This window comes from Caballeronia sp. M1242 (genome assembly GCF_017220215.1).
In the GTDB taxonomy this organism is placed as follows: Bacteria; Pseudomonadota; Gammaproteobacteria; order Burkholderiales; family Burkholderiaceae; genus Caballeronia.
In genome coordinates, this window is the sequence record NZ_CP071130.1 from 180,743 (window position 1) to 204,643 (window position 23,901).

Annotated in this window: 22 protein-coding genes; 10 read left to right on the forward strand and 12 right to left on the reverse strand. The window is 66.0% G+C overall.

Going from position 1 to position 23,901, the window contains the following annotated elements; all coding sequences use genetic code 11:
* Positions 1-52: 52 nt before the first annotated feature.
* The 3 genes from JYK05_RS14405 to JYK05_RS14415 form a co-directional block, all read right to left on the reverse strand.
* Positions 53-3,451: a maltotransferase domain-containing protein gene (locus JYK05_RS14405; protein WP_206469165.1), complete on the reverse strand. Its 3,399-nt coding sequence runs from the start codon at positions 3,449-3,451 to the stop codon at positions 53-55.
* A 383-nt stretch (positions 3,452-3,834) separates the two neighbouring features.
* Positions 3,835-5,484 carry a glycogen synthase GlgA gene (glgA, locus tag JYK05_RS14410; protein ID WP_206469167.1) on the reverse strand — a complete coding sequence of 550 codons (1,650 nt, stop codon included), beginning with the start codon at positions 5,482-5,484 and terminating at the stop codon, positions 3,835-3,837.
* Between the two features lie 402 nt (positions 5,485-5,886).
* Positions 5,887-6,540, reverse strand: coding sequence for a DUF1345 domain-containing protein (locus JYK05_RS14415; RefSeq protein ID WP_206469169.1), 654 nt, complete (start codon positions 6,538-6,540; stop codon positions 5,887-5,889).
* Positions 6,541-6,615: 75 nt separating this feature from the next.
* Between JYK05_RS14415 and JYK05_RS14420 the strand changes: the two genes are divergently transcribed.
* The 5 genes from JYK05_RS14420 to JYK05_RS14440 all read left to right on the forward strand — a co-directional run bounded on the left by JYK05_RS14420 (position 6,616) and on the right by JYK05_RS14440 (position 13,386).
* The gene (locus tag JYK05_RS14420; RefSeq protein ID WP_206469171.1) at positions 6,616-7,113 is read left to right on the forward strand and encodes a sugar dehydrogenase complex small subunit; all 498 of its coding nucleotides are present in this window, start codon (positions 6,616-6,618) and stop codon (positions 7,111-7,113) included.
* A 52-nt stretch (positions 7,114-7,165) separates the two neighbouring features.
* Entirely contained in the window at positions 7,166-8,761 is a 1,596-nt protein-coding gene (locus JYK05_RS14425; RefSeq protein ID WP_206469173.1) for a GMC family oxidoreductase, read from the forward strand.
* Positions 8,758-10,740 carry a c-type cytochrome gene (locus tag JYK05_RS26330; protein ID WP_241269962.1) on the forward strand — a complete coding sequence of 661 codons (1,983 nt, stop codon included), beginning with the start codon at positions 8,758-8,760 and terminating at the stop codon, positions 10,738-10,740. Before JYK05_RS14425 ends, JYK05_RS26330 begins: the two co-directional genes overlap by 4 nt.
* Positions 10,741-10,898: 158 nt before the next feature.
* Positions 10,899-11,636: a metallophosphoesterase gene (locus JYK05_RS14435; RefSeq protein ID WP_175940946.1), complete on the forward strand. Its 738-nt coding sequence runs from the start codon at positions 10,899-10,901 to the stop codon at positions 11,634-11,636.
* A 490-nt stretch (positions 11,637-12,126) separates the two neighbouring features.
* The gene (locus JYK05_RS14440; protein WP_206469558.1) at positions 12,127-13,386 is read left to right on the forward strand and encodes a DNA topoisomerase IB; all 1,260 of its coding nucleotides are present in this window, start codon (positions 12,127-12,129) and stop codon (positions 13,384-13,386) included.
* Positions 13,387-13,393: 7 nt separating this feature from the next.
* Here the strand turns inward: JYK05_RS14440 and JYK05_RS14445 are convergent, their stop codons facing one another.
* From JYK05_RS14445 to JYK05_RS14455, 3 genes are all read right to left on the reverse strand, one after another.
* Positions 13,394-14,119 (reverse strand): RES family NAD+ phosphorylase, encoded by a 726-nt coding sequence (locus JYK05_RS14445; protein WP_206469174.1) that lies wholly within the window; start codon positions 14,117-14,119, stop codon positions 13,394-13,396.
* Positions 14,116-14,553 carry an MbcA/ParS/Xre antitoxin family protein gene (locus JYK05_RS14450; RefSeq protein ID WP_206469176.1) on the reverse strand — a complete coding sequence of 146 codons (438 nt, stop codon included), beginning with the start codon at positions 14,551-14,553 and terminating at the stop codon, positions 14,116-14,118. Before JYK05_RS14450 ends, JYK05_RS14445 begins: the two co-directional genes overlap by 4 nt.
* 92 nt (positions 14,554-14,645) lie before the next feature.
* A complete protein-coding gene (locus tag JYK05_RS14455) occupies positions 14,646-14,915 on the reverse strand; it encodes a DUF2866 domain-containing protein (RefSeq protein ID WP_206469178.1) in 270 nt (89 codons plus the stop codon).
* Positions 14,916-15,179: 264 nt separating this feature from the next.
* Here JYK05_RS14455 and JYK05_RS14460 point away from each other — a divergent pair, with 264 nt between their 5' ends.
* Both JYK05_RS14460 and JYK05_RS14465 read left to right on the forward strand, forming a co-directional pair.
* Positions 15,180-15,410: a hypothetical protein gene (locus JYK05_RS14460; protein ID WP_175940950.1), complete on the forward strand. Its 231-nt coding sequence runs from the start codon at positions 15,180-15,182 to the stop codon at positions 15,408-15,410.
* 36 nt (positions 15,411-15,446) lie between these two features.
* Entirely contained in the window at positions 15,447-15,761 is a 315-nt protein-coding gene (locus tag JYK05_RS14465) for a hypothetical protein (protein WP_241269963.1), read from the forward strand.
* Between the two features lie 90 nt (positions 15,762-15,851).
* On the opposite strand, the gene JYK05_RS14470 is transcribed toward JYK05_RS14465, so the two are convergent.
* Both JYK05_RS14470 and JYK05_RS14475 read right to left on the reverse strand, forming a co-directional pair.
* The gene (locus JYK05_RS14470) at positions 15,852-16,010 is read right to left on the reverse strand and encodes a DUF3309 family protein (RefSeq protein ID WP_040050372.1); all 159 of its coding nucleotides are present in this window, start codon (positions 16,008-16,010) and stop codon (positions 15,852-15,854) included.
* Positions 16,011-16,291: 281 nt separating this feature from the next.
* Positions 16,292-17,875, reverse strand: a complete 1,584-nt coding sequence (locus tag JYK05_RS14475) for an inorganic phosphate transporter (protein ID WP_206469182.1) — start codon at positions 17,873-17,875, stop codon at positions 16,292-16,294.
* Between the two features lie 226 nt (positions 17,876-18,101).
* Between JYK05_RS14475 and JYK05_RS14480 the strand changes: the two genes are divergently transcribed.
* Entirely contained in the window at positions 18,102-18,926 is an 825-nt protein-coding gene (locus JYK05_RS14480; RefSeq protein WP_206469560.1) for a TOBE domain-containing protein, read from the forward strand.
* A 16-nt stretch (positions 18,927-18,942) separates the two neighbouring features.
* Here JYK05_RS14480 and JYK05_RS14485 read toward each other — a convergent pair whose 3' ends face one another.
* Positions 18,943-19,632, reverse strand: a complete 690-nt coding sequence (locus JYK05_RS14485) for a phosphatase PAP2 family protein (RefSeq protein WP_206469184.1) — start codon at positions 19,630-19,632, stop codon at positions 18,943-18,945.
* Between the two features lie 286 nt (positions 19,633-19,918).
* Here JYK05_RS14485 and JYK05_RS14490 point away from each other — a divergent pair, with 286 nt between their 5' ends.
* Together JYK05_RS14490 and JYK05_RS14495 are read left to right on the forward strand one after the other, a co-directional pair.
* Positions 19,919-21,079 (forward strand): PHB depolymerase family esterase, encoded by a 1,161-nt coding sequence (locus JYK05_RS14490; protein ID WP_206469186.1) that lies wholly within the window; start codon positions 19,919-19,921, stop codon positions 21,077-21,079.
* Between the two features lie 136 nt (positions 21,080-21,215).
* Positions 21,216-21,389 carry a DUF3563 family protein gene (locus tag JYK05_RS14495; RefSeq protein WP_175940956.1) on the forward strand — a complete coding sequence of 58 codons (174 nt, stop codon included), beginning with the start codon at positions 21,216-21,218 and terminating at the stop codon, positions 21,387-21,389.
* Between the two features lie 91 nt (positions 21,390-21,480).
* Here the strand turns inward: JYK05_RS14495 and JYK05_RS14500 are convergent, their stop codons facing one another.
* The 3 genes from JYK05_RS14500 to JYK05_RS14510 all read right to left on the reverse strand — a co-directional run bounded on the left by JYK05_RS14500 (position 21,481) and on the right by JYK05_RS14510 (position 23,790).
* Positions 21,481-22,302, reverse strand: coding sequence for a BPSS1780 family membrane protein (locus tag JYK05_RS14500; RefSeq protein WP_206469188.1), 822 nt, complete (start codon positions 22,300-22,302; stop codon positions 21,481-21,483).
* 14 nt (positions 22,303-22,316) lie between these two features.
* Positions 22,317-23,288: a homoserine kinase gene (locus tag JYK05_RS14505; protein ID WP_206469190.1), complete on the reverse strand. Its 972-nt coding sequence runs from the start codon at positions 23,286-23,288 to the stop codon at positions 22,317-22,319.
* 91 nt (positions 23,289-23,379) lie between these two features.
* Positions 23,380-23,790: a hypothetical protein gene (locus tag JYK05_RS14510; protein WP_206469191.1), complete on the reverse strand. Its 411-nt coding sequence runs from the start codon at positions 23,788-23,790 to the stop codon at positions 23,380-23,382.
* Positions 23,791-23,901 lie beyond the last annotated feature (111 nt).

Here is a 23,901-nt window from a genome sequence, read left to right on the forward strand (position 1 = left end):
ATCGGTTCGCTGTCGTCGCTGACGTTGGCTGCTCGTTCGTACCCTGTCGCAATTAACGTTCTCCGTCGGGCGAAGGCTTCGGCAGACCCCACGTCGGCGAGATGCGCCAGATCGCGAAGGGCAGCGAATGCGGGTTGAGCCGCACATGCTGACGCCGGCCGCGCCACTCGAAACGTTCGCCCGTCATCTGATCCTCGACCGCGATGGCGTCCCATTCCTTCACGCCCCAGCGTTCCAGCGTCTGCCACGGCAGTTCGATATCCGCGCCTTGCTCGTTGAACGGATCGAGATTAATCGCGACGAGCACGACGTTATCGCGCGATGCGTTGGCCTTCTCGAAGAACAGGATGTGATCGTTATGCGCCGGCAGGAAGTTCACGCCGAGATGCGTCTGCAACGCGGGATTCGCGCGTCGAATGCGATTGAGCGCAGTCACTTCGCCGACGATGTTGCCGGGCCGGTTCCAGTCCCACGCCTTCAACTGATACTTCTCGGAATCGAGATACTCCTCGCTATTCGGCAGCGCGGCGGACTCGCACAATTCAAAGCCGCTGTACACGCCCCACAGCCCGGAAAGCGTCGCGGCGAGCGCGGCGCGAATCACGAAGCCGGGACGCCCCGAGCTTTGCAGGAAGCGCGGGTTGATGTCCGGCGTGTTGACGAAGAAGTTGGGCCGGAAGTAATCCTTCGCGTCCGTCTGCGTCAGGTCGTGCATGTATTCGAGGAAATCGCGCTTGGTCTCGCGCCACGTGAAGTACGTGTACGACTGCGAGAAGCCCAGCTTCGCGAGCCGGTTCATCACGCGCGGCCGCGTGAACGCTTCGGCAAGGAAGATCACATCTGGATGACGCGCGCGCACGTCGCCGATCACCCATTCCCAGAACGGGAACGGCTTAGTATGCGGGTTATCGACGCGGAAGATACGCACGCCCGCCGCGATCCAGTGCAGGAACACGTCGCGCAAGGCGATCCACAAATCGGGCTTCGCGTCCTGCGCGTAGAAGTCCGGATTCACGATGTCCTGATACTTCTTCGGCGGGTTCTCGGCATAACGCAACGTGCCGTCGGGTCGCCACGCGAACCATGTCGGATGCTCCTTCAGCCACGGATGATCCGGCGAGCACTGCACCGCGAAGTCGAGCGCGATTTCTAGGCCGTGCTCGTGCGCGGCTTCGAGCATGCGCTTGAAGTCATCGAAGTTGCCGAGTTCCGGATGCACCGCATCGTGGCCGCCTTCCTTCGCGCCGATCGCATACGGGCTGCCCACGTCGCCCGGCTCGGCCGTCAGCGAATTGTTCTTGCCCTTGCGGTTCGCCGTGCCGATAGGATGGATCGGCGGGAAATACAGCACGTCGAAGCCCATCTCGCGAATGCGCGGCATCTTGCCGATCACGTCGATGAACGTGCCGTGACGGTTCTCGTCGTCGCTCATCGAGCGCGGGAAGATCTCGTACCAGCTTGCGAAGCGCGCAGCCGCGCGTTCGGAGTCGATGCGATACACGACCGGATCGCGCGACAGGAACGGCCGGTGGCGCGCCGCCGCGACCGCCTTCGCCGTCGCGGCCGACAGCACGAGTTCGAGCTTGCGCTCGGACTCGGCCTTCGTGAACTCCTTGACGATGGCTTCGAGCGGCGCGCTCTCGGAGCCCTCGACGGTCTTCACTTCCGCGAGGATCAGCGCGAACAGGTGCTTGGCTTCTTCGAGTTCGAGCTCGACCGTTTGCCCGGCCTTCAGCTTCTTCTGCATGTGATCGACGAGCGACGCGAAGTCGTCGCGCCACGCCATCACCACGAATTCGTGACGTCCCACGCGTTCGAGCGGAATGCGCGCCGTCCACAAGTCGTTGCCGAGCGGAAGCACGAGCGACATCGGCGTTTCGTGCCACTCGGTTTCGTCGGCGGCGCGCCATTGCACCGCCGCCGCGATCTTGTCGTGGCCTTCCGCGAAGATCGCAGCCTGAATCTCGACCGCCTCGCCGACGATGCGCTTGGCCGGAAAGCGCCCGTGATCCACCGAAGGCGTGACGCTCTCGATGGATACGCGCGGCGCGGCGATCGCTTCGTTCACGGACTTCTTGTCGGCGGTCTTCGCGCCGCGCTTCACTTGCGGCTGCGCGAGCAGAATGAACGGCTCGGCTTCCGCGCGGAAGAGGCGCAGTTCGCCGGCTTTCAGCGACAACGCCGAGAGGCGCTCCGCCGGGGCGTTCGCGTCGCCGAGCGGCGCGAAGCGCGTGTAGTTGCCAGGCACGCCTTCCAGCAGATGCCGCGTGTCCACCTGCACCGGCGCGACGAGATCGGGATTGACGAGCACGAGCACCGCCGAATCGCTGTCGCGCAAGTCGCCGCCGGCGGCGCGAATCAGCGCGGCGTACGGCGTGCCCGCGCCTGTCAGCGAGCGCAGTTCGCCGACATCGGAAAGCGTCGCGGTATCGCGCTGCAATCCGTTCGCGCGCTTGATCTGCTCGCACAGGTCGATGCGCGCCTCGCTCTTCGCGCGCTGATACTCGGCTGCGACGCCGTACTGCTGCGACATCGGCAAGCCGACGCCGAATTCGAAGCCCATCGGCACGAGGATGCCCGTGCCGAGCGCGGTGGCCGTGTAAAGCGCGCGGCAATACGCGCGTTCGACGAGCGCGGTATCGCTCGTATCGCTCAGGTCCGCGATCAGGCGCGTGCCGAACGGCTCCTCGGGGAACGAGATCGGCGGCGCGATGCGCGAGAGCGCCGCGTGCTCGTCCACCAGCCACGCGCCCTTGAAGTCCCACCAGCGCGTCGAGGCGAAGACGGCATCGAACTCGGCATCGGCGAGCGCGCGCAAGTCATCGCGCGATACGCCGACGGTCCACGCGAGCCAGCGCGTCTGCGGATGCTTTTCCCGCACCGCGGCCCCGAGCCGCCGCCACACATGCGCCGGCACCGCGTGCGGCGAGTCGAAGCGAAAGCCGCCGATGCCCGCATCCGCGATCACGCTCAACTCGCGCGCCCACCACTGCGTCAGTTGATGCGCGGCTTCGCCATCGGCGAAATTGGCGTAGGCCACGTCGCGCTGTTGCGGCGGACGGCGCGGATCGAGCCGCGCATCCGCGCTCTCGAACGGCTGAAACCAGTGCTTGTTGTCCTGATACAGACCGCCTTCCGCGCTCACGCGGTTGATCACGATGTCCACCAGCACCGTCAGGCCATGCGTTTTCGCGGCGTCGGCGAGCTGGCGCAGGCCGTCCGCGGCGCTCGTGTCGCATTCGAAGACAGGGTGCAGGCGATGATGATCGGCGACGGCCTCGCGATGCCCGTTGCTGCCGGGCACGAACGGAGAGCCGATCAGGACATGGTCGAAACCGAGCGCCGCCGCGTGTTCGAACTGGGCAGGCCAGTTGGACAGCGGGCCGACGAGCAAGGGATCGATGAAATAAATACGGGGTGCGTACGCATGATGAGCTTGATGGTTTTCCATCGTTCGTCTTTTCCAGAGTCGTCCTGCGGTGGCGGGGATGCGGGCAACCAATCGCGATCACGCTCACGGGTCAAACTGGCTGAAGAGCCGGTCCGCACGTTACGCCGCATGGCGCGCATCGCGCGTCGCGAACCGTGGGACACCGCCGCGCCGTCGAGCGGCGCAAGTCCCGGTCGCGTCTCGTGTGCACCATGCATCGAGCGCAGCTGCCGCCTGGTCGCGCTCGCCGGTGGGCGCCACGGTCCCAAAAGGGATGTCCTGCGGGCATTGCACGGGCTTGGGAGCACGTTACGTGCCGCGCCCGGCGCAACAGCGACGCATTGGCTGCATCGCTGCTGTGCGCTCAGGCGGGCGGACGCGCGCGGCATGGGCTCACGCGGTGCTCAGGCGGTCTTCGCGACGAGCGGCTTGCCGCTCTCGTGCGTGCGGTGGCCGAGCGCGTGCGCGTCGCTTTCGGCGGCGCGGCGCGGACGGAGGGCGGTGCGGCTCGGGCGCAGGCCGGTGAGATCGCTGTAAAGCGCGACCATCTTCGCGACGGTTTCGCCCCAGCCGAAATCGCTGGACATCGCGTTGCGCTGCATCGCGCGCCAGACCGGCGGGCGCATGTAGGCGTCGATGGCGCGGCTCGCGGCGGCGATCACGTCGTCGGGCGTTTCGCCGTCGAAGAGAAAGCCCGTGGGCGCGGGCGCCGTGTCGTGCGCGTCATGCATCGCGATGGGCGCGTCATGCGTGCCGTCGCGGACATAGAGGGTCTCGCGCGAGGCCAGTTCGGCGTGGTGCCCGGCATCGACGATGGTATCGGCAAGCCCGCCCACGCGCGAGGCCACGGGCAGCGTGCCGTAGCGCATGGCGTACATCTGCGTGAGGCCGCACGGCTCGAAGCGGCTGCCGTGCAGAAGAATGTCGGCGCCCGCGTGCAGCGCGTGCGCGCGGCGCTCGTCATAGCCGATATGGACGCCGACGCGATCCGGCCATTGCTGCGCGAGCTGCCGGAAACCGCGCTCGATGTACGCCTCGCCCTGGCCGATCACGGCCAGTTGCAGACGCGGATGCTTTTCTAGCAGGCGCGGCAAGGCGTCGATCACGACATCCGCGAGCTTCTGGCCGGTCATGCGGCTGCCGATCGCCATGAGCGGCGCGAACGGATCGGCCGGCAGCCCGAACATGCGCTGAAGACGGCGCTTGCACGCGTGCTTGCCGCGCATGTCGTCGAAGGAATAGGCGCGCTCGATCAGCGGGTCCGTAGCCGGATTCCACACGTCTTCGTCGATGCCGTTCACCACGCCCGAGAGCTTGTCCGCGCAGCTTTGCAGCACGCCTTCCATCAGGTGCCCGAAGCGCGGCGTCAGGATCTCGCGCGCATACGTTTCACTGACGGTCGTCACCCGGTCGCTATGGACGATGCCCGCTTTCATGAGACTCAGCGCGCCATAGAATTCGATGCTTTCCGGATTGCTGAGCGCGTGAACCAGCCATTTCGCCGGCACGCCGAGCGATGCGCCCAGCGACAGCGCGTAGTTGCCCTGAAACGCGAGGTTGTGGATCGTGTAGACGCTTTTCGCCTGCACGCCCGCGTCTTTCATCAGAAGCGGCGTGAGGCCGGTATGCCAGTCGTGCGCATGAACGAGGTCAGGCTTCTTCACGCCGCGCACGCCTTGCGCGATGCGCACGGCGGCGGCCGAAAGCGTCGCGAAACGCACGGCGTTGTCCGGATAGTCGCGGCCCTGCGCATCCTGATAGAGCCCGGTGCGCGCGTAGAGTGCATCGCAGCGCAGCAAAAGAACCGGGACGCCGGTGTCCGGCATGCGGGCGCGCAAGAGCGCGGCGTCGCCGCCCGGCAGGCCGCGCAAGGTGCAGAGCTTGCTCACGCCTTCGGCCTGCGCGAGCGCTTTCGGGTAGGCGGGAAGAAGGATGGTGGCATCGACGCCCGCTGCGCGCAGGGCGGCGGCGTAGGCGCTGACCATATCGCCGAGGCCGCCCGTCTTGGCGAGCGGAACGGCCTCGGAGGCGACCAGCAGTACGTTCAAAGGCAAAATGGGCTCCTGTGCGGGCAGACGCGGACGATGACCATGCGCCTCGTTCACGTGCATCGACGTGGGTATTCGAGTGACGAGGAAAAGGCCGGGCCGCGCGATCCTGGTGCTGATTGGGGTTTATTCTTAGTGCTGGCGCAGTGCAGCAATCTACGTGCCACTGCGCTCTGCGGTATGTGCGGTTGACCACGATCATTTCGGACTGATGCTCGACGAGGGTCTGCTCGCGCGCACGCGAAAACCCGAAACGCGCGAAGCGGTCGCGCATGTAAAACTGACAGCCGCGCGCGCCGCGTTTTTACATGACGCGTTTCGTCGGGCGCTCGTAGAAGAGCTTAGGGACGACGTGTGACAGGCGCGTTGCGCGCCGCGTCGAAGAAGGAGCGGAGACGAAGCTCGGCGTCAGCCGCCGACGAGGCTCGCGGCAATGTTCACGGACAACCCGAGCACCGCGAGATTGAAGAAGAACGAGAGGACGGATTGCGCGAGCGCGGTGCGTCGCGCGCTAGTCGAGCAGAGCACGACGTCGGAAGTCTGCGAAGCGACCGCGATGGTGAACGAGAAGTAGAGAAAATCCCAATAATCGGGTTTCAGGTGCCGGTCGGGAAACCTCAGTGCCGCATCGCCTCGCGGCGAACGATAGTAATGCCGGGCGTAGTGCAGCGTGAACATCGTGGGAATGAGGAACCAGGCGCCGAGCATCGTCGCGCCGGTCAGCAGATAGTTGGGAAACGCGCGAAAGCCGAGGCTCTTCGCTGCAGCGAGTTCGACGACGATCGCCACGAGGCTCGCGATGGCCGCGAGGCTCACGATCACGAGCACGGCGGCGGCGTTCTCGTCTTCGCGTTCGGCGAGCGCCTGCACGTTGCTCTGGCGCGCGGTGCCCATCTGTAGCCAGATCAGCGCGAGATAGAGCCAGACAGCCGAGTCCCAGCCGATCAGCGCGCGGGCAGCCGGCCGCACGTGCGCCGGAACCAAAGCCGCGATGACGAAACCAACCAGCAGGCCGATCATGGCTCGCGGACGAGTGCGCAAAACGGACGGGATAAGGTTCATCGCGTGGCAACGGCTCGGTTCGCTCGACGCCAGCGATTATCACTGACGCGCCTTACATAGACATGAGGACGACCGATGGCTGAACGTAAGCGCGTGTCCTTCGCGATGCGTCGAGGCGTGCTGGCGGGCGCGGGGGCGTCGGCTGCGTTGGCGTTCGCGCCGTCGCGCGCGGCGCCCGCGGTCGCCGAAGACTTCGACACGTTCATCGCGGTGTCTATGAAGCTGACCGGCCGCACCGCCTTCGATCCGCTCGTCGCCGCGCGCGTTCACGCGGCTCTCCTTCGCGCGGATGCGAATTTCGCCGACACCATGAAGCGGCTCGATCACTGGTTATCGACGCACGGCGGCACGCCGAGCGACGTCGTGACCGCCGCGCTGCGGGCGACGCAGCCCGATCTCGCGAAGGCCGTCGGCAGCGTGGTGCGCGCGTGGTATCTGGGCGTCGTCGGCGAGGGCGAGCAGGCGGAGGTCGTTGCGTTCGAACGCGCACTGATGTTCGATCCCGTCCGCGACATGCTCACGGTTCCTTCGTACTGCCGCGGCGCGCCCGCCGACTGGGCGAAAAAGCCGTAGCCAACATCCGACTCCCCAACCACAACGACAACGACGAACAAAGGCGAAGCGCATGGCGGGATCGACAGCGGCGGACGTGGTCATCGTCGGGTCGGGGGTGGCGGGCAGTCTCGTCGCGTACCGGCTGGCGAAGGCGGGCGCGTCGGTGATCCTGCTCGAAGCGGGGCCGCGTCTCGCGCGCTGGCAGATCGTCGAGAACTTCCGGCGCGCGCCCGAGAAGCGCGATCTGTGTGCGCCGTATCCGCTCGTTCGCCACGCGCCGCGCCCCGATCCGGCGAATCCGGGCAGCTATCTCGTGAATCGCGGGGAGAAGGCGTACGAGCCGCAGTTTCTCCGGCTCGTCGGCGGCACAACGTGGCATTGGGCAGGCGCGGCGTGGCGTCTGTTGCCGGCGGACTTTCGGCTGCGCACGCTGCATGGCGTCGGCCGCGACTGGCCGTTTCCCTATGAAACGCTGGAACCGTGGTACGGACAGGCCGAACGCGAGTTGGGCGTCGCGGGGCCGGACGTCGATCTCGGCTCGCCGCGGTCGACGCCGTATCCGATGCCGCCGTTGCCGCTCTCGTATCTGGATCAGCGGTTCGCGCAGGTGCTCGCGGCGCAGTCGATGCGCGCGGTGCCCGAGCCGATGGCGCGCAACAGCCGCGCGTACGACGCCAGGCCGCCGTGCTGCGGCGCGAACAGTTGCATGCCCGTGTGCCCGATCGGCGCGCTTTATCACGGCGGCACGCATGCCGACAAGGCCGAACGCGCCGGCGCGACGCTGATTGCGCAGGCGGTCGCGTATCGCATCGAAGCGAACGACAAAGGCGAAATCGTCGCCATTCACTACAAAGACCCGAACGGCGCGAGCACGCGCGTCACCGGCAGGCGCTTCGTGATCGCGGCGAACGGCATCGAGACGCCGAAGCTCTTGCTGATGTCGGCGTCGGCGCGCTTTCCGAAGGGCATCGCGAACGCGTCGGATCAGGTCGGACGCAATCTCATGGACCATCCGGGCGTGGCCGTCAGCTTCCTTGCGAACGAGGCGCTCTGGCCGGGGCGCGGGCCGGTGGAAATGAGTTCGGTCGTCGATTTCCGCGACGGCCCGTTTCGCGCGCAGCAGGCGGCGAAGAAGCTGCATCTGTCGAATGCGTCGCCGACGCTCGTCGTCACGTCGAAATTGATCGAAGCCGGGCTGACCGGCGGCGAGCTCGACCGGCAAATCCGCGAGCAGTCCGCGCGACGGCTGACGCTCGGCAGCTTCCACGAACAACTGGCGTCGCCGGACAACCGCGTGACGCTGTCCGCGCAGAAAGACGCGCTCGGTTTGCCGCGCCCGGAAATACGCTACGCGATCGACGATTACGTGCGCCGCAGCGCCGCCGATACGCGGGCGGTCTTCGAGCGCATTGCCGGATGGTTCGGCGGCGAGCAGATCGAGCACGACGACGGTCTCGAGCCGAGCAGCCACATCATGGGCACGGCGATCATGGGCCGCGACGCGAGCGATTCCGTCGTCGATACCGACTGCCGCGCGCACGATCACCCGAATCTCTTCGTCGCGGGGAGCGCCGTGATGCCGGCGGGCGGCTCGGTCAACTGCACGCTGACGATCGCGGCGCTCGCGCTGCGGCTCGCGGGCACCATCGAAGCGTCGCTGCGATGACGCGGCGGCGTTCGCTCGTCGTGACCGCGATGCTTGCCCTTGCGGTCGCGCTCGCGGTCGCGTTCGGCCATCTTTCGGCGCAATCGCAACACGGCGAGACCGCCGCGCCCGCGCGGGCCGAGAGCGTTACGCGCGGGGAATATCTGGTGCGCGCGGGCGGCTGCATGGCGTGCCACACGGCGGACCCGGCGCGGCCGTTCGCGGGTGGCCGCGCGATGCAAACGCGCTTCGGCACCTTTTATACGCCGAACATCACGAGCGACCGCGCGACCGGCATCGGCGCGTGGACCGACGCGCAGTTCGTCCGCGCGATGCGCGAGGGCATCGGCAGGAACGGCGAGCATCTTTATCCCGCGTTTCCGTACACGGTGTACACGCGGCTTTCCGACGCCGACGTGCTCGCCATGCGCGCCTATCTCGCGACGGTGCCGCCCGTGCGCTACACGCCGCCGCCGCACGCGCTGCGGTTTCCGTTCGGCTGGCGCTGGCTGATGGCCGCGTGGAACGCGTTCAACTTCACGCCGGGCCGGTTCGTGCCGGACCCGGGCAAGCGCGCGGAGTGGAATCGCGGCGCGTATCTCGTCGAAGCCCTCGCGCATTGCGGACAGTGCCACACGCCGCGCAACGTGCTGGGCGGGTTGAAGGAGAGCGAGCGGCTCGGCGGCGCGTCGGTGGCGGGGTGGCGCGCGGGCAATCTGACGCCTGAGCGGGTGGCGGGCATCGGCGCATGGCGCGACGACGAGTTGCTGCGCTATCTCGCGAGCGGCGCGGCGCCGGGGCGCGCGTACGCGATCGGGCCGATGGCGGAAGTCGTCGCTAACAGCACGGAGTTTTTGACCGATGAGGATCGTCGGGCGATGGTGGCTTATCTTCGCTCGATGCCGGTTGTCGCTGGGCAGAGCGGCACGCGTTCGCGATGGAGCTTCGGCGCGGCGGGGCAGGCTGATATCACAACGCTGGATGCGGTGGGCGCGTTCGAGCGCGATGGGGCGAGAGGGCGGGCTGCGGCGATGGAAAACAAAAGCGACAACGCGAGCACCGGGAAAGCGCCGGGCACCGCGACGGATTCTGGCCGGGACAGCGCGAGCACCGCGAAGACGCCGGCCGCCGCGACTGAAATTGCCAGCGCCGGCGCGAGCACAGCGTACACGCCGGCCGCCGCGGCTGAGAATGGTCGCGACAGCGCAAGCACCGCGAGAACGCCGGGTACCGCGACGGAACTTGGCCGCGACAGCGCGAGCATCGGAAAAGCGCCGGCCACCTCGACTGAGATCGCCCGCGACAGCGCGAGCAATGCCAGGACGCCGACTACCGCGACCAGTTCCATCCGCGACAGCGCGAGCACCGCGAGAACGCCGGTCACCGCGAGCGGATCTGGACGCGACAGCGCGAGCGCCGCGAAAACCCTAGCTACCGCGACGGAACTTGGCCGCGACAGCGCGAGCACCGGAGAAGCGCCAGCCACAGCGACGGAAATTGGCCGCGACAGCGCGAGCACCGCGAAATCGCCAGCCACCGAGACGAAAGTCGGCCACGACAGCGCAAGCACCGCGAGGACGCCGACCGCCTCGACGGATTCCACCCACGCCAGCGCGGACGCCCAAAAGAGCCCGCAACGCGCGACCCAAGCCGACCCCGGCGCAGCTAACGCCTCCAATCCCCAAGGCGCTCGCCTCTACGCCGCCGCCTGCGCAAGTTGTCACGGCGTCTCGGGCGAGGGCGGCGCGTCCCCGTCGCTCGTCCACGACGCTGTGACTGCCGCGTTCGGCTCGATGGACACGAGCAACCTCGTCCTCGTGATCCTCCACGGCGTGAACCGCGAAACCCGCGATGCTCCAGCGCTCATGCCTGCGTTCGGCGCGTCCTTCTCCGACAAGGACATCGCGGCGCTCGCCAACTATGTGACCCACCAGTTCGGCGACCCTCGCGCGACGACGCAGGCCGAAGATGTCGCGCGGCTACGCTCGATCGCGCAATAATAGGGCTCGCTCAGTTCGCTTTCTGCCCGAAGTCAACGACTAGCAACGAACCAGCATCGAACCGGCTCGCGAAACGCCGAGCCGCCGACGCTACGAAATCCGCAGCGAAAGCGACCCAACACGCACACGTTCCATTGACCCGGCGCTAAGATCGACGCATGAATGATCCGACCTATTCCGCCGTCTGCAGGCATCCCGCCAACGATATTGGCCGCGACTTCGTCGTCGGCGACTTGCATGGCTGCGTCGATGCGCTGCGCTATCTTCTGAGCGAGATCGGCTTCGACGGCTCGCGCGACCGTCTCTTCTCGGTCGGCGATCTGGTCGACCGCGGCACGGATTCCCTCGCGGCCGTCGAGCTCATCGACAAGCCGTGGTTCTATCCGGTGCTCGGCAATCACGAGGATTCGCTGATCGCGGTGGCGGCGGGCCAGATGCGTCGTCAGTCGTGGTACGCCATCGGCGGCGCGTGGGCCGAGACGCTTCCCGACGTGCAACTCGCCGCGCTCGCCACTCGGCTCTCGACGCTGCCGCTCGTGCGCGTCGTCGGCGAGGGCGCGCGGCGCTTCAACGTGCTGCACGCGGAATTCTTCGGCAGCGACGCCGATCTGGACGTCGGCGTATTCTCGGAAGACACGCGCAGTCAGATGCTGTGGGGCCGCAGCCTCGCGCTCGGCAACGCGGACCCGTCGCGCCAGCGCGGGCTTTCGCCGACGTACTGCGGCCACACGCCGATGCGCGCGGTGCGGCAAATCGGCTCGCAGATCTATGTCGATACCGGCGCGTTCGCCGCCGAAGGACGACTGACCATAGTGGAAGTGGGCAGCGACGAAATCTGGTCGGTGAAGGAACGCTGGGCGGCGTCCGAAGGGGCGCGTGAACTCGCGTTGCCTTGAGCGTCGCGCTCGGAAGATAGCGCGGCACGAGCGTTTCGATACCGGCGCGTTCGCGGCGGAAGGACGGCTGACCATAGTGAGGTCGGCGGCGACTAGATCTGGTCGGTCAAGTAACGCTGGGCGGCGTCCGAATGCGCGCGCGAACTCGCGTTGCCTTAAGCATCGGGCTCTCAGGATAGCCTGGCACGACCGTTTCGACACCGGCGCGTTCGCTGCGGAAGGACGGCTGACGATCGTGGAAGTCGGCAGCGTCGAGATCTGGTCGATCAAGGAGCGCTAGGCGGCGTCCGAAGGGGCGCGTGAACTCGCGTTGCCTTGAGCGTCGCGCTCGGAAGATAGCGCGGCACGAGCGTTGCTCGCAGTCTCGCCACGAACCAAAAGCAACGAGTCGAGGCACGCAGTGGCGAGGATCGGACGCAACGCTGGACAAAACGCCGCACGCAGCGGCGGCAACGGGGCCGCGGAAGAACCGCGCGGCGCGCAGAACGTTCTGGCGCAGTCGCTCGCGGAAGAGCTTCCGCCCGGCCTGCGTTACGTGGACGATTCGCGCCGCGGCTACACGCGCGAATGGATCGACGGCGCGTTCGTCTACTTCAACACGCAAGGCAAGCGCATCGAAGACGAAGCCGAAATCCGGCGCATCAACGCGCTCGCCATTCCACCCGCTTACGTCGATGTCTGGATCTGCCCGGACTCGCGCGGCCATTTGCAGGCGACGGGCCGCGATGCGCGCGGCCGCAAGCAGTATCGCTATCACCCGCAATGGCGCGAAACGCGCGACGCCAACAAGTACGAACGCATGCTCGCGTTCGGCGCGGTGCTGCCGAAGCTGCGCGCCCGCGTGTCGCGCGATCTCGCACTCGACGGCATGCCCCGCGACAAGGTGCTCGCCACGGTCGTCCGCTTGCTCGATACGACGCTCATTCGCATCGGCAGCGAGGAATATGCGCGCGAAAACCGCTCTTACGGACTGACGACGCTGAGAAAGCGCCATCTGAAGGTGTCGTCGGGCACGCTGCGCTTCAAGTTTCGCGGCAAGAGCGGCATCGAGCACGATGTTGCCGTGAGCGATGCGCGCGTTGCCCGCATCGTCAAGCGCTGCATGGATCTGCCGGGGCAAGACCTCTTCCAGTATCTCGATGCCGATGGCGAGCGGCACTCGGTCAGTTCGTCCGACATCAACGATTATCTGCGCGAGATCACCGGCGCCGATTTCACCGCGAAGGATTACCGCACGTGGGCGGGCAGCGTGTTCGCGCTGGCGGCGCTGCGCAAGCTGCAATGGGAGACGGTGACGGAAGCGCGCAAGCATGTGGTCGGCACGATCAAGGAAGTGTCGCAACTGCTCCGCAATACGCCGGCGGTGTGCCGCAAGTGCTACGTGCATCCGGCTGTGATCGAGGCTTTCGAGGCGGGCGAACTCGCCGAGGCGTTGCCGGCGTCGCGGCGGCACGGGCTCAAGACGGACGAGGCCGCGCTCGTCATCTTTCTGGAGAAGGACGCGAAGCGCCGCGCCCGCGAGGCGGCCCGCGCGAACCGCAAGGGCGCAGCGGCAAGCGACGCGCGGCTCACCGGGCTGCTCGCGGAATCGAGCAAGAAGGCGCGCGCAGGGGCGCTGAAGGGGAGCGCGAAGGGCGCGGCGGCGCAGGCGCTTCAGACGGTGGCGCGCAAGACCTCGCCGAAAGCCGCGCGGCCCGCGACGAAGAAGCTGTCGCGCACGCGCAGTTCGACGGCCGTCGCGATCAACTAGCCCGAAGCTAGCCGACCTGGTTCAGTTCGAACACGCAATCGATTGCGTGACCGTTCCAGTTGTATTCGAGATACGCGGCGTGATGACAGTCGCGCAAGAGCGTCGTGCGCAGCGCGGCGAGACATTCGCCTTGCGGATCGCGCACCGACGGATAGACGATGCCCGGCGCGCCCGCTGCCCGCACCGCCCGGCCGAGCGCCATGCCGGGCGCGTAATCGTCCGGCGCGAGAATTCGCGGATTCAGCCCCGCCTGCGCTATGCGATCGCCCCTCACATCCACGACTTCGCCGCGCGCCGTCACGCGGTAGAGCCGCATCTGCTGACGCAGCGGCGCTTCCTTCGTCGCGCCGAGAAAGAGGCCGGCGTGATAGCGCGTCTCCGCAATTGCGGTCTGCCGGTCGCGGGCGCAATAGAACACGCCGTAGCTGCCGTCCGAGAAACGGCTGCCGTTCGGGTTCAGGTGCGTGAAGGCCGCCATGATCGGGCCGCAGCCGGGCCCGAAACAACGTTCTTCCGGCGGCACGAGATCCAAGTCGCCGACTTCGGTGCGCAGGCGGTCGTTGGTCATGGCTTCGAGCGCGTAAAGCGCGTCGAAATCTTGCGGCGATGCCACCCGGTCGAACAGATTCACGGCGGGAAAGCGGGTCGGAATCACGCGATACGCCGGCGACCAGTCCAGCTCGGCGTGTGGCCAGCGGTCCCGCCAGTTCGATACAGCCTGAGTGCCCGTCACGCCCAGCCGCCTCGCATTGCGTCGAGATATTGCCGGACGGCAACGAGATCGCTGACATTGCCCGCGAGCATGCGTTCGAGCGCCGGCCGTCCGCCGAATGCGGGCGCGGTGTTCGGACGCTTGACCCAGGTGTCGGCGGCTTGCGGATCGGGCAGAAGGATTTGCAGCGCCTTGTAGATGCCGAGAATCAGCGACAGGCGTTCGAGCGTGTCGCGCCCGACGCGAGCGGCTTGCGGCGCGTTTTTCCACTTGAAGAAGGTCGACCGCCCGGGTTTGCCCAGCAGGACGATTTGCTCGTCGGCTGAGAGGGACCACGCTTCCGCGATCTTGAAGAAGGCGCGCAGGCCGGCAGCGGACAGGTCGCCGAGATCCGGCGCGGGACGCGGCGCCGGATGGCCGGCCGCCGAGGATGCGGCGCGTGCGGCGTGAGGCATGTCGTTAAGTCTCCAAAGGAACCTTTAACGCATGTTAGTCCATATATGGATTTATACAAGCTAAATCTAACTTTCACGCGCCGTTCGTGCGGTTAGTCATCGTCGTCGGCGGGACCGTAGTAACGGCCGGGTGTATGCGTTTGAAGCGCATCCGCGATATCGGACGGCGTGCAATCGGCCCGTAACACGCGCCGCTGCACGCGCGGATCGCTCTTTAGCGTCCATTCGACGGTACGATACGGCTCGCCCCAGGGCGGCTCGATGGGCGCGGACAGGCGGCAGCGGCTCAACTTGAGCGCCGTATGGCGGCGCATGGCGCGGGCGAGGTTGGCGAAAGGGCGCGCGGCGGGGTTGGCGGACATGGCACATTCCTCACGTGGATGCCCGGCTGTGGGCGGCCGGGCGTGATCGCGCATCGAGTGTGTGCGCCGACAATTAAGCCCGGCTTAATCCGGATCCGCCGCGTGTGATATGCGGCAAAACGCCGCTCCTCGCGCGTTCTGCAATGCGCTGCTTCTCCGGTCAATAGTCCCTTCGGCATTTTCGCCACGCGGTGCATCGCCTGTTTGCCGGCCCGTCGCATTACTGTATATTCGTACAGCTTGTCTGCAACAAGGAGCTTGCCGATGATCTCCCGCAATGATTCGCTCGAAGCTGCCGCGCTCGAACGCTTCATGCGCGCAAGCCGCGCCGTGGACGCCGCCTTCGACGCCACGCGAGGCGAGCCGCAGTTTGAAGAGGGCACGCAGTCCGTCGCGCGGTCGCTCGCGCGCCTCGACGCCGCGCTACGCGAACTGGAAACCTCCGAACGCACGCTCGACGCAATCCTGGCGCGCAGCGCGCGTCGGGGTCACTGAGGTGCATCTAATACTCAACCGATGGAGCGCAACGAATTGAAACTCGCATTCCTGACGGTGGCTTTCGTGCTCGGAACGTCGCCGGTCGTGGCGGCGCAGCGGTACACGGAAGTCTGGAATCCGCCGGAAGCGAAGTCGCAATCGGCTAAGAGCAAGGCGAAGACGCACGCCGCATCGCGGACGGTCGCGAAGAAGAAGGCCCGAAGCGTGGCGGCGGTCAAGCAGATCGCCGACAAAGCTGCCATCGAGGCACCGACGGTCGCGCCGCGCGCGAAGGCTGCGTCGCCCCGACAGACGGAGCCTGTCATTCCCCGCAAGATCGAGCCGAACGGCCAGGTCATGCAGGTTTGAACCACACTGCATCAAACGAAGAAGGGCGCTCGGTCGAGCGCCCTTCTTTTTTGCAGCGAGGCGGCGGACGCTTGCGGCGCCCGCCCGATGTCATATGCGGCCCATCAACAACAGAACGATCACGACGATCAACACGACGCCGAGAATTCCGCTGGGTCCGTAGCCCCAGCTTCGGCTGTGCGGCCAGGACGGAATGGCGCCGATCAACAGCAGAATCAGGATGATGAGCAGGATGGTTCCGATCGTCATTTGACTTCTCCTTATAAAAGACCGCGCGACCATCCGGCTCGACGTGCACCTCCCAACCCGCTACACGTCTTAGCGCAGCGGCATCCAAGCCGCTGGCCGTCCGGCGTTGCGATCGACAAGGAGCAAAAAGCAAGGCCCGTGCCGACGTCGGCGCGGGCGCGGCAGCAAGGCGCCGCACGCGTACGCAAGGCTGCGTGCGACGATGCCGATTGTCAAAATGAAAGACGGGGTATCGGCGCGCGCAAAATTTTCAAAGCGAAACGCGCGCGCCCGGCCGTGCGTCAGAACAGTCCGCGGAATGCCCAGAAGAGCGCGCCGGCCAGCGCGATCGAAACGGGCAGCGTGAGCAGCCAAGCGAGCGCCAAACTGCGGACGGTTCGCCATTGCAGTCCGGAGCCGTTGGCGGCCATCGTGCCCGCGACGCCCGACGACAGCACATGCGTCGTGCTGACGGGCAGGCCGTAGACGTCGGCGGCGCCGATGGTCAGCATCGCGACGAGTTCTGCCGACGCGCCTTGCCCATACGTCAGGTGCGTCTTGCCGATGCGTTCGCCCACCGTCACGACGATGCGCTTCCAGCCGACCATCGTCCCGAGTCCGAGCGCCACGGCGACCGCTACTTTCACCCACGTCGGAATGAACTTCGTCGCGTGATCGAGCTGATGCTTGTAGTTGTCGAGCACGGCGACGTCGGCAGGCGCGAACGCGGGCGACTTCTGCTTCTCCATCACGCGCAGGGCTTCGGACGCGATGTACATCTCGTTTCGCACGTTGCGGACGTTGCCTTGCGGCACGGAGGCGATCGTCTCGCTGGGGCGGATCTGCGATTCGATCGAACCGATCAGCGCCTTCAACGAGGCGATGGTGTCGGGCGCGAGCGTCTTCGTCTGCACGAACTTCTCGACTTGCGCGCGCGCGTCCGGCGCCGGGGACGCGCCGCCGTTATATCGCTGGAGCACCTCGGTCGCGCTGTGGCTGACCGCGAGAAACGTCTGCGTCTCGGCAGGCGTCACCGCCTTGTTGAGCGCGTAGGCCGTGGGCACCGTGCCGATCAGAATGAGCATGATGAGGCCCATGCCCTTCTGGCCATCGTTGGAGCCGTGAGCGAACGACACGCCGGTACACGTCAAGATCAGCAAGCAACGAATCCAGAACGGCGGCGGCGTGTTCTTCTTCGGCTCCTGGTAAAGCTCCGGCACACGCACGACGAGCTTCAGCACGTACAGCAGAAAGCCCGCGAGCACGAAACCGACGAGCGGCGAGAACAGCAGCGACTTACCGACCGACACCGCCTGGCTCCAGTCGACGCCCGACGTGCCGTTGCTCCCGTGCAGCATCTGATTCATGACGCCGACGCCGATGACCGAGCCGATCAGCGTATGCGAACTCGACGACGGCAGCCCGAGCGCCCACGTGCCGAGATTCCAGATGATCGCCGCGATCAGCAGCGCGAAGACCATCGCGAAGCCCTGCGAACTGCCGACGCCGATGATCAGTTCCACCGGCAGCAATTGAAGGATGCCGAACGCCACTGCGCCGCTCGAAATCAGCACGCCGATGAAGTTCCACGCGCCGGACCACACGACGGCCAGATTCGGCGTCAGCGAGTGCGTGTAGATGACGGTCGCGACGGCGTTGGCCGTATCGTGGAAGCCGTTCACGAACTCGAAGCCGAGCGCGATGACCAGCGCGACGCCGAGCAGAAGGTAGGGAAACACCGACGATTCGCGCACCGGCGCGAGATCCTCGAACAGGTGCAGGATGCAATACACGACGCCCGCTCCGATGGCGAGCAAGAACAACAGAAACGCGAAGCGTTGCCCTGGCGTGCGGCCTTGCGTTTGCGGAAAGACAATCTGGTTCATGGCGCGTCCTTGAGGCGAGGAACTCCGGCAATGTCGAAGCAATAGGCCGGCGAGGGGAAAAGGTCATGTTTCATGGCGCGCGTGTCGTTTTCATGACTCTCGGAACAATTCCTATTTCCTCTGATGTGTCGCTTCGGGAACGTCTATGAGCACCCGCTTGGCCGCCAAGGGCGTCGATATAATTCGGCGGCACGTTTCGCGTATTCCGTCACTCGAGAGGCGACCGATGACCAAGGACACACCGCCCGCCGTCCCCGAACCGCTCGAGTTCGGCGGCTCGGTCTGGGTGAAAAGCGGTGGCGAAACGCTCGGCGGCGCGGCACGCATCGCGCTGCTGGCCGCGATTCGCGATACCGGATCGATCACCTCGGCCGCAAAACGCGTCGGCATGAGCTACAAGGCGGCGTGGGACGCCGTGGATACGATGAACAACCTCGCGGGCGAGCCGCTCGTGGCCAGCGCGACCGGCGGCCGGGGCGGCGGCGGAACGAGACTGACTGCGTCGGCGCTGCGGCTCATCGACACGTATCACGCGGTCGAGCGCGAGCATCGCAAGTTTCTTGAACACGTGGGCGAGGCCATCGAAGGCTTCGACCGCGATTGGCGGCTTATCGGGAGATTGGGGATGAGAACGAGTGCGCGGAACCAGCTGGCCGGCAAGATCACGAAAATCACGCGCGGCGCGGTGAATGACGAAGTGGAACTCGGCTTACCGGGCGGTCAGACCATCGTCGCGGTCGTCACGCATGAGAGCACGGAGGCGCTCGGCCTTCAGCAGGGCAGCGACGCGTTCGCGCTCATCAAGGCGTCGTGGGTAATGCTGATGGTAGACGCGCCCGCTAAGCTGTCGGCGCGCAACCAGTTGCGTGGGACCATTGCCAGCGTGACGCGCGGCGCGGTCAACGCCGAAGTCACGCTCTCGCTCGACGAGTCGACGACCGTCACCGCGATCATCACGAACCAGAGCGCGGAGACGCTTGGGCTGGCCGAGGGCCAGAAGGCTGTCGCCGTCGTCAAGGCGTCGAGCGTGATCATCGGCGTGAACGACTGACGCGTTCTCCGTTGCTTTACGCGGCGGCGGGCTCGCGCGGCGCTTGGGAGTCGGCGCGCCGGTCCGGCACGCGATAGATCTTCGCCTTCCAGCGCGCCCGAACGTACGGGCGCTCGTGGCCCGATAATCCGAGCGCAATCTCGGTGATCCAGTGCTGCGTCGGCACCGGGACGCCATGCAGCGCGACGACGACCGCGCCGAGGCTTGCCACCACGGGCGTCGGCGATAGCTTGCCGGCTTCCGCTTTCCACGCGATGCTCACGAACGCGATCGCCACCGCGCCGCCGAGCGCGCAGCCCGCGACGACTTCCGATACCGAATGCGCGTGGACCACCACGCGCGACCCGCCGATCAGCGCGCCCAGCAGCAGACCGACGCCGACGCCGCCCGCGCGCAACGGGCCGCGTGCCGGCAGCAGCGCGACAAAGAGCGCCACGGGAAGCACCGCGGTCGCCATGTAAGCGTGGCCGCTGATACCCGTGAAGTCGATAATGCGCACGCCGATTCCCCAGCCGATGAACGCGATCTTGCTCAGCGCGACGCATGCGCTGCCCGCGCCGAGCAGCGCGAGCCATTCGAGCGTGTACTTCCAGCGATAACCCAGCGCGAGCCACGCGGCAGCGGCGAGCCCGACCGGCAGCATGACGCCGACGCTGCCGAGGGCGGTAATGCTCAACCAGAGCGAAACGGGAATTTCGACGTTCATCAGGAGCAATAGGAATAGCAGTTGCTGCGTTGCGGCAGCGGTTACGCCGGTAAGCGGGTTGGAGCAGCAGTATACCGGTTGGGAGGAAGACGAATTTTTGGCCGTCACTTAGCCAACAAATTCGCCCAATTCTCTTCAACTTCTTTCTTCTGCCGTCAAGGCCGCACATTACGACGATGCACCGAGGCGTGCGAATGAGCGCATCATCCTAATTAGTGGTATTGTGCACTGCAACACGACGCGTCAAGCGCGCGTATTTGAAACACGCTTTAGGAGAACCAGCCGAATGTCGAAGAGCCTTACCAAACTCTGGTTGCGTGGCTTGAGACGCCTGGTCGCAGTTCAAGTCGAAGGCATCCGCCCGCCGAAGTCGCGCCCGGCTGCGAAGCCCGCGCGTTCGAAAACGGTACGATCGAAGCTCAAGTCGGGCGCCGCCTCGAAGGCCGCGGCTTTCGCGCCCGCTGCTCGTCGCCCCGAAACGCGCGAGTCCCGCGTGCGGCCGCGTGCGTCCGCATGGGCGCGCGGCAAGTGGGATCGCTCGTATCATTCCGCCCCGCCGACTGCCGGCCGGTTCGTCAACCACCTTTCCTACGCGTTGTACGTGCCGCCGAGAACCGGCCTCGGCCGCATGCCCGTCGTCGTGATGCTCCACGGCTGCAAGCAAAGCGCCGACGACTTCGCGCAAGGTACGCGAATGAATCTCCTCGCGGACAAATACGGCTTCGCGGTCCTATACCCGGAGCAGTCGAAGCACGACCATCCGCATCGCTGCTGGCGCTGGTACGACGATTCCGACAGCGGCGGCGGCGGCGAGGCGGCGTCGATCGTATCGCTCATTCGCGCGACGGTCGCCGAGCACCATTTCGATCCCGAACGCGTCTATCTCGCGGGCATGTCGGCGGGCGCCGGACTTGCGGCGCTGCTCGCCGTCCGCTATCCGGATTTGTTCGCGGCGGTCGGGCTGCATTCCGGCGTGGTTTTCGGCGAGGCGAACTCGGCGATCGGCGCGATGGACGTCATGCGTCGCGCAAGCCGCACCGACCCGGTGACGCTGATCGACGCCGCGCTCGACGTGCGCGACTATCCGGGCATGCCGGCAGTCATCATCCACGGCGAACTGGATTCGGTGGTGTCCGCCGAGAACGCCGAGCAACTGACGCAGCAGTTCCTTCGGCTGAACGGCTTCATCGACGCAGCGGGCAAGCCGCGCGCGGGCGAAGTGCGGGAGGAAACGCATGCCGACGGCGTCGTGCGCGACTTTTTCAAGAACGGGCGACGTGTCGTGAAGACGTCGATCGTGCGCGGACTCGGGCATGCGTGGGCGGGCGGCGACGACACCGTGGCCTTCCATTCGTCCAAAGGGCCGGATTCGTCTGCGGTGCTGTGGGAGTTCTTCAAGCATCAGCGCCGCTCCAGCGAGGCCGCGCGCGCGGCGTTCGTCGCTTAAACGCGGCGGCTCTGTTTCAGGTGTTGCAATTTCGTCTTTAGTATCAGCGTTCTAGCGGTAAATGCTGGCGCTGGCTCAGGGATTACCCTATAATCACGCTTATAGGTAGTTACCCCAGTATCCAGCGAGGCCAATCATGTTCCTGCTTTCCCGTATTTTCCTGTTCCTGACCAAGACCGCTGAAGAGCGTGACCGCGAGCGTGACGACGCGTACCTCGCTGAAGCCACCGACATCTATGATCTCGAATATCGCATGAAGAAGTTGGACCAGCGTGCCGCAGCACGTCATCCGTCGTGGATGGCGAACTGAGTCGTCCCTCGGCGCGAGCTTGAGTCGATGCGAAAAAGCCGGCAGTCAGCCGGCTTTTTTGTTGTCTGATCGCCGCATTCGCGCGGCGCCGTCAGCGTCCCGAGGCGCCGGACGTGTTCGGCAGGTCCGGCGCATCCGGCGTCTGCACGCCGAAGCAGCCGCGATACGTCGCGTAGAACGAGCAGTACAGCGCGGTGGTCACGAGAATCGACGCCGGCATCAGCACCGCGAACGCCATCTCCTGTCCGACGCCGAGCGCCTGCATCAGCGCGGTCAGGCCGAAGGAAATAGCGAGCGCCACCGCGATCCATAGGACGCCGTACAGGATGAACGCGCCGCGATTGCGCCAGCAAGAAACGAGGCTGAAGAACAGCGCTTTCGCGGTCGGAACCTCGTGCCATGCAATCAGAATCGGCGAGAACCAAAACAGCATGGCGACCGGCAGGTAGCACGCCATGGCCACCAGCACCGCCAGCGGACTGAAGCCGGCCGCGACGGTCTCCGGGTCGCCGGACGGCGCGTTGCCCATCATCAGGTTGAGGAGCGCGCCGCCATCCACCAGGGCGGAGATGCCGAAAATGCCCGCCATCGCGACGACATACAGCGCGCCCAGCACCAGCAAGCGGCGCGCGACCACACTTCCGTACGAGCGAAATCCGTCGACGAGGATGGTCGGCCAGACGGGCTTGCCCGCGATGGTGTTCCGGCACGCGGCCATAAAACCCACGGCGACGCCGGGAATGAACAAGAGCGGCAGCAACGGACCGACGAGCGGCACGCGCGAAATCAGCGTCATCACGAACAAATAGGCGAAGAACACCGTGAGGAACGCAAACGGGTTGCGGCGGAAGAGCCAGATGCCCTGGCGAAACCACACGTAGCCGGTTTTGGCGGGAACTTCGATGAGTCGCATGAGGAGTCGCTGAATTACCGTTGGGCGGAAGAGGACGCGGCTTGGACGCGCTCGCGCAGAATGCGCTCGAAATGGCCGGGATCGTGCGCCTTCAGCATCTGCGCTTCGCGCGGACGATGAAAGTCATAGAGCCGCGACACCCAGAAACGCATGGCGCCCGCGCGCAGCATGTCATTCCAGTGGCGTTCCTCGGCCAGCGTGAAAGGGCGCACGGTTTGATAGGCGCGCAAAAGCGCATCGACGCGGGCCGCATCGAGCGCGCCGGTCGTCAGGTCGACGCACCAGTCGTTCACGGTCACGGCCACGTCGAACAGCCACTTGTCGACGCCCGCGAAATAGAAATCGAAGAAGCCGCCGAGCCGCGCGTGCTCGCGGCCATGCGCGAACAGCACGTTGTCGCGAAAGAGGTCGCAATGGCACGGGCCGGCGGGCAGCGCCGCGTAATCGGCCGAGGCGAAAAAGGCGGTCTGATGCGCGAGTTCGGATTCGATCAGTTCGCGCTGGCTGTCGCTTAAGAAATCGATGATGGCCGGCACATTCTCCTGCCACCACGGCAGGCTGCGCAGATTCGGCTGATGCCGCGGGAAGTCGCGTCCCGCGAGATGCATGCGCGCGAGCATGTTGCCGACCTCGATGCAATGCGCGGGCGTCGGCGCCAGTTCGGGCGCGCCTTCGAGCTTGGTGACGATGGCGGCCGGCTTTCCGCGCAGCATGCCGAAGAGCGAGCCGTCGGAGCGCGGCATCGGATCGGGAACCGGCACGCGATGCGAGGCGAGATGGCGCATCAGATCCAGATAGAACGGAAGCTGCGTGGCCGTGAGATTCTCGAAGATCGTCAGCACGTATTCGCCGTGCGTGGTCGTGAGGAAGAAGTTGCTGTTTTCGATGCCCGATTGGATGCCGCGAAAGTCGACGACATCGCCGAGATCGTAATGTTGCAGCCAGTCGCCGAGCTCGGCGTCAGTGACGGGAGTGAATACGGCCATGCAGGAAACGTCGGTCTGGTTGATTGGCCCGCGCGGGGCCGAATGACGAAGCCCGCTCACGGAGAGCGGGCTCGAAGCTATCTTACTTGACTCAATAACGCAGATTCACGGACGGCAGGCGCGTGCTCGCGCGGCCGTTGTCGCGCACTTGCGGCGACGTATCCGCAGGCGCGCTCATCTGATAATGCGTGCCGAAATTCGAGTGGACGTTGATCTCGACAGGCTTGCCCTTGTCGCGGTACTCGGTGATCTCGGTTCCGTTCGGGCTCAGTTCGTGAAAGCTCGGCGTGCGCGGCGGCGAAATCTCGACCTTGGAGCTGACATTGGCGGGCGGCCGGTTAATGGCCTTGAGATCCGGAAGGCCCGCGGCTTCTTCCGCCGACATGGTGTGCTGAGCCGGTTGCGCCGCCGGCGGGTTCGCGTCGGATATCGGCTGCGCGAAGGCGCCAACGCTTGCGGCGGCGAGGACTGCCGCCGTCGCGACAGAAAGAAGCGGCTTCATGATAATTCTCCAGGGATGGCCGGATTCTAACAAACCCTATCGAAGCGTAACGGCCCGCGTTGCTTCGCGCGTGTCCGGCTTATCGGAAGGCGCGCGGTAGGGGCTTCATGG

What these genes read in the sequence shown, in the direction of transcription:
- JYK05_RS14500 (WP_206469188.1), bottom strand. Translation starts at nt 22,302, where the DNA reads ATGCGACTCATCGAAGTTCCCGCCAAAACCGGCTACGTGTGGTTTCGC.
- JYK05_RS26330 (WP_241269962.1), top strand. Translation starts at nt 8,758, where the DNA reads ATGACGCGGCGGCGTTCGCTCGTCGTGACCGCGATGCTTGCCCTTGCG.
- JYK05_RS14495 (WP_175940956.1), top strand. Translation starts at nt 21,216, where the DNA reads ATGTTCCTGCTTTCCCGTATTTTCCTGTTCCTGACCAAGACCGCTGAA.
- JYK05_RS14435 (WP_175940946.1), top strand. Translation starts at nt 10,899, where the DNA reads ATGAATGATCCGACCTATTCCGCCGTCTGCAGGCATCCCGCCAACGAT.
- JYK05_RS14505 (WP_206469190.1), bottom strand. Translation starts at nt 23,288, where the DNA reads ATGGCCGTATTCACTCCCGTCACTGACGCCGAGCTCGGCGACTGGCTG.
- JYK05_RS14450 (WP_206469176.1), bottom strand. Translation starts at nt 14,553, where the DNA reads ATGCCTCACGCCGCACGCGCCGCATCCTCGGCGGCCGGCCATCCGGCG.
- JYK05_RS14475 (WP_206469182.1), bottom strand. Translation starts at nt 17,875, where the DNA reads ATGAACCAGATTGTCTTTCCGCAAACGCAAGGCCGCACGCCAGGGCAA.
- JYK05_RS14455 (WP_206469178.1), bottom strand. Translation starts at nt 14,915, where the DNA reads ATGTCCGCCAACCCCGCCGCGCGCCCTTTCGCCAACCTCGCCCGCGCC.
- JYK05_RS14405 (WP_206469165.1), bottom strand. Translation starts at nt 3,451, where the DNA reads ATGGAAAACCATCAAGCTCATCATGCGTACGCACCCCGTATTTATTTC.
- JYK05_RS14490 (WP_206469186.1), top strand. Translation starts at nt 19,919, where the DNA reads ATGTCGAAGAGCCTTACCAAACTCTGGTTGCGTGGCTTGAGACGCCTG.
- JYK05_RS14510 (WP_206469191.1), bottom strand. Translation starts at nt 23,790, where the DNA reads ATGAAGCCGCTTCTTTCTGTCGCGACGGCGGCAGTCCTCGCCGCCGCA.
- JYK05_RS14420 (WP_206469171.1), top strand. Translation starts at nt 6,616, where the DNA reads ATGGCTGAACGTAAGCGCGTGTCCTTCGCGATGCGTCGAGGCGTGCTG.
- JYK05_RS14470 (WP_040050372.1), bottom strand. Translation starts at nt 16,010, where the DNA reads ATGACGATCGGAACCATCCTGCTCATCATCCTGATTCTGCTGTTGATC.
- JYK05_RS14425 (WP_206469173.1), top strand. Translation starts at nt 7,166, where the DNA reads ATGGCGGGATCGACAGCGGCGGACGTGGTCATCGTCGGGTCGGGGGTG.
- JYK05_RS14415 (WP_206469169.1), bottom strand. Translation starts at nt 6,540, where the DNA reads ATGAACCTTATCCCGTCCGTTTTGCGCACTCGTCCGCGAGCCATGATC.
- JYK05_RS14485 (WP_206469184.1), bottom strand. Translation starts at nt 19,632, where the DNA reads ATGAACGTCGAAATTCCCGTTTCGCTCTGGTTGAGCATTACCGCCCTC.
- JYK05_RS14480 (WP_206469560.1), top strand. Translation starts at nt 18,102, where the DNA reads ATGACCAAGGACACACCGCCCGCCGTCCCCGAACCGCTCGAGTTCGGC.
- JYK05_RS14460 (WP_175940950.1), top strand. Translation starts at nt 15,180, where the DNA reads ATGATCTCCCGCAATGATTCGCTCGAAGCTGCCGCGCTCGAACGCTTC.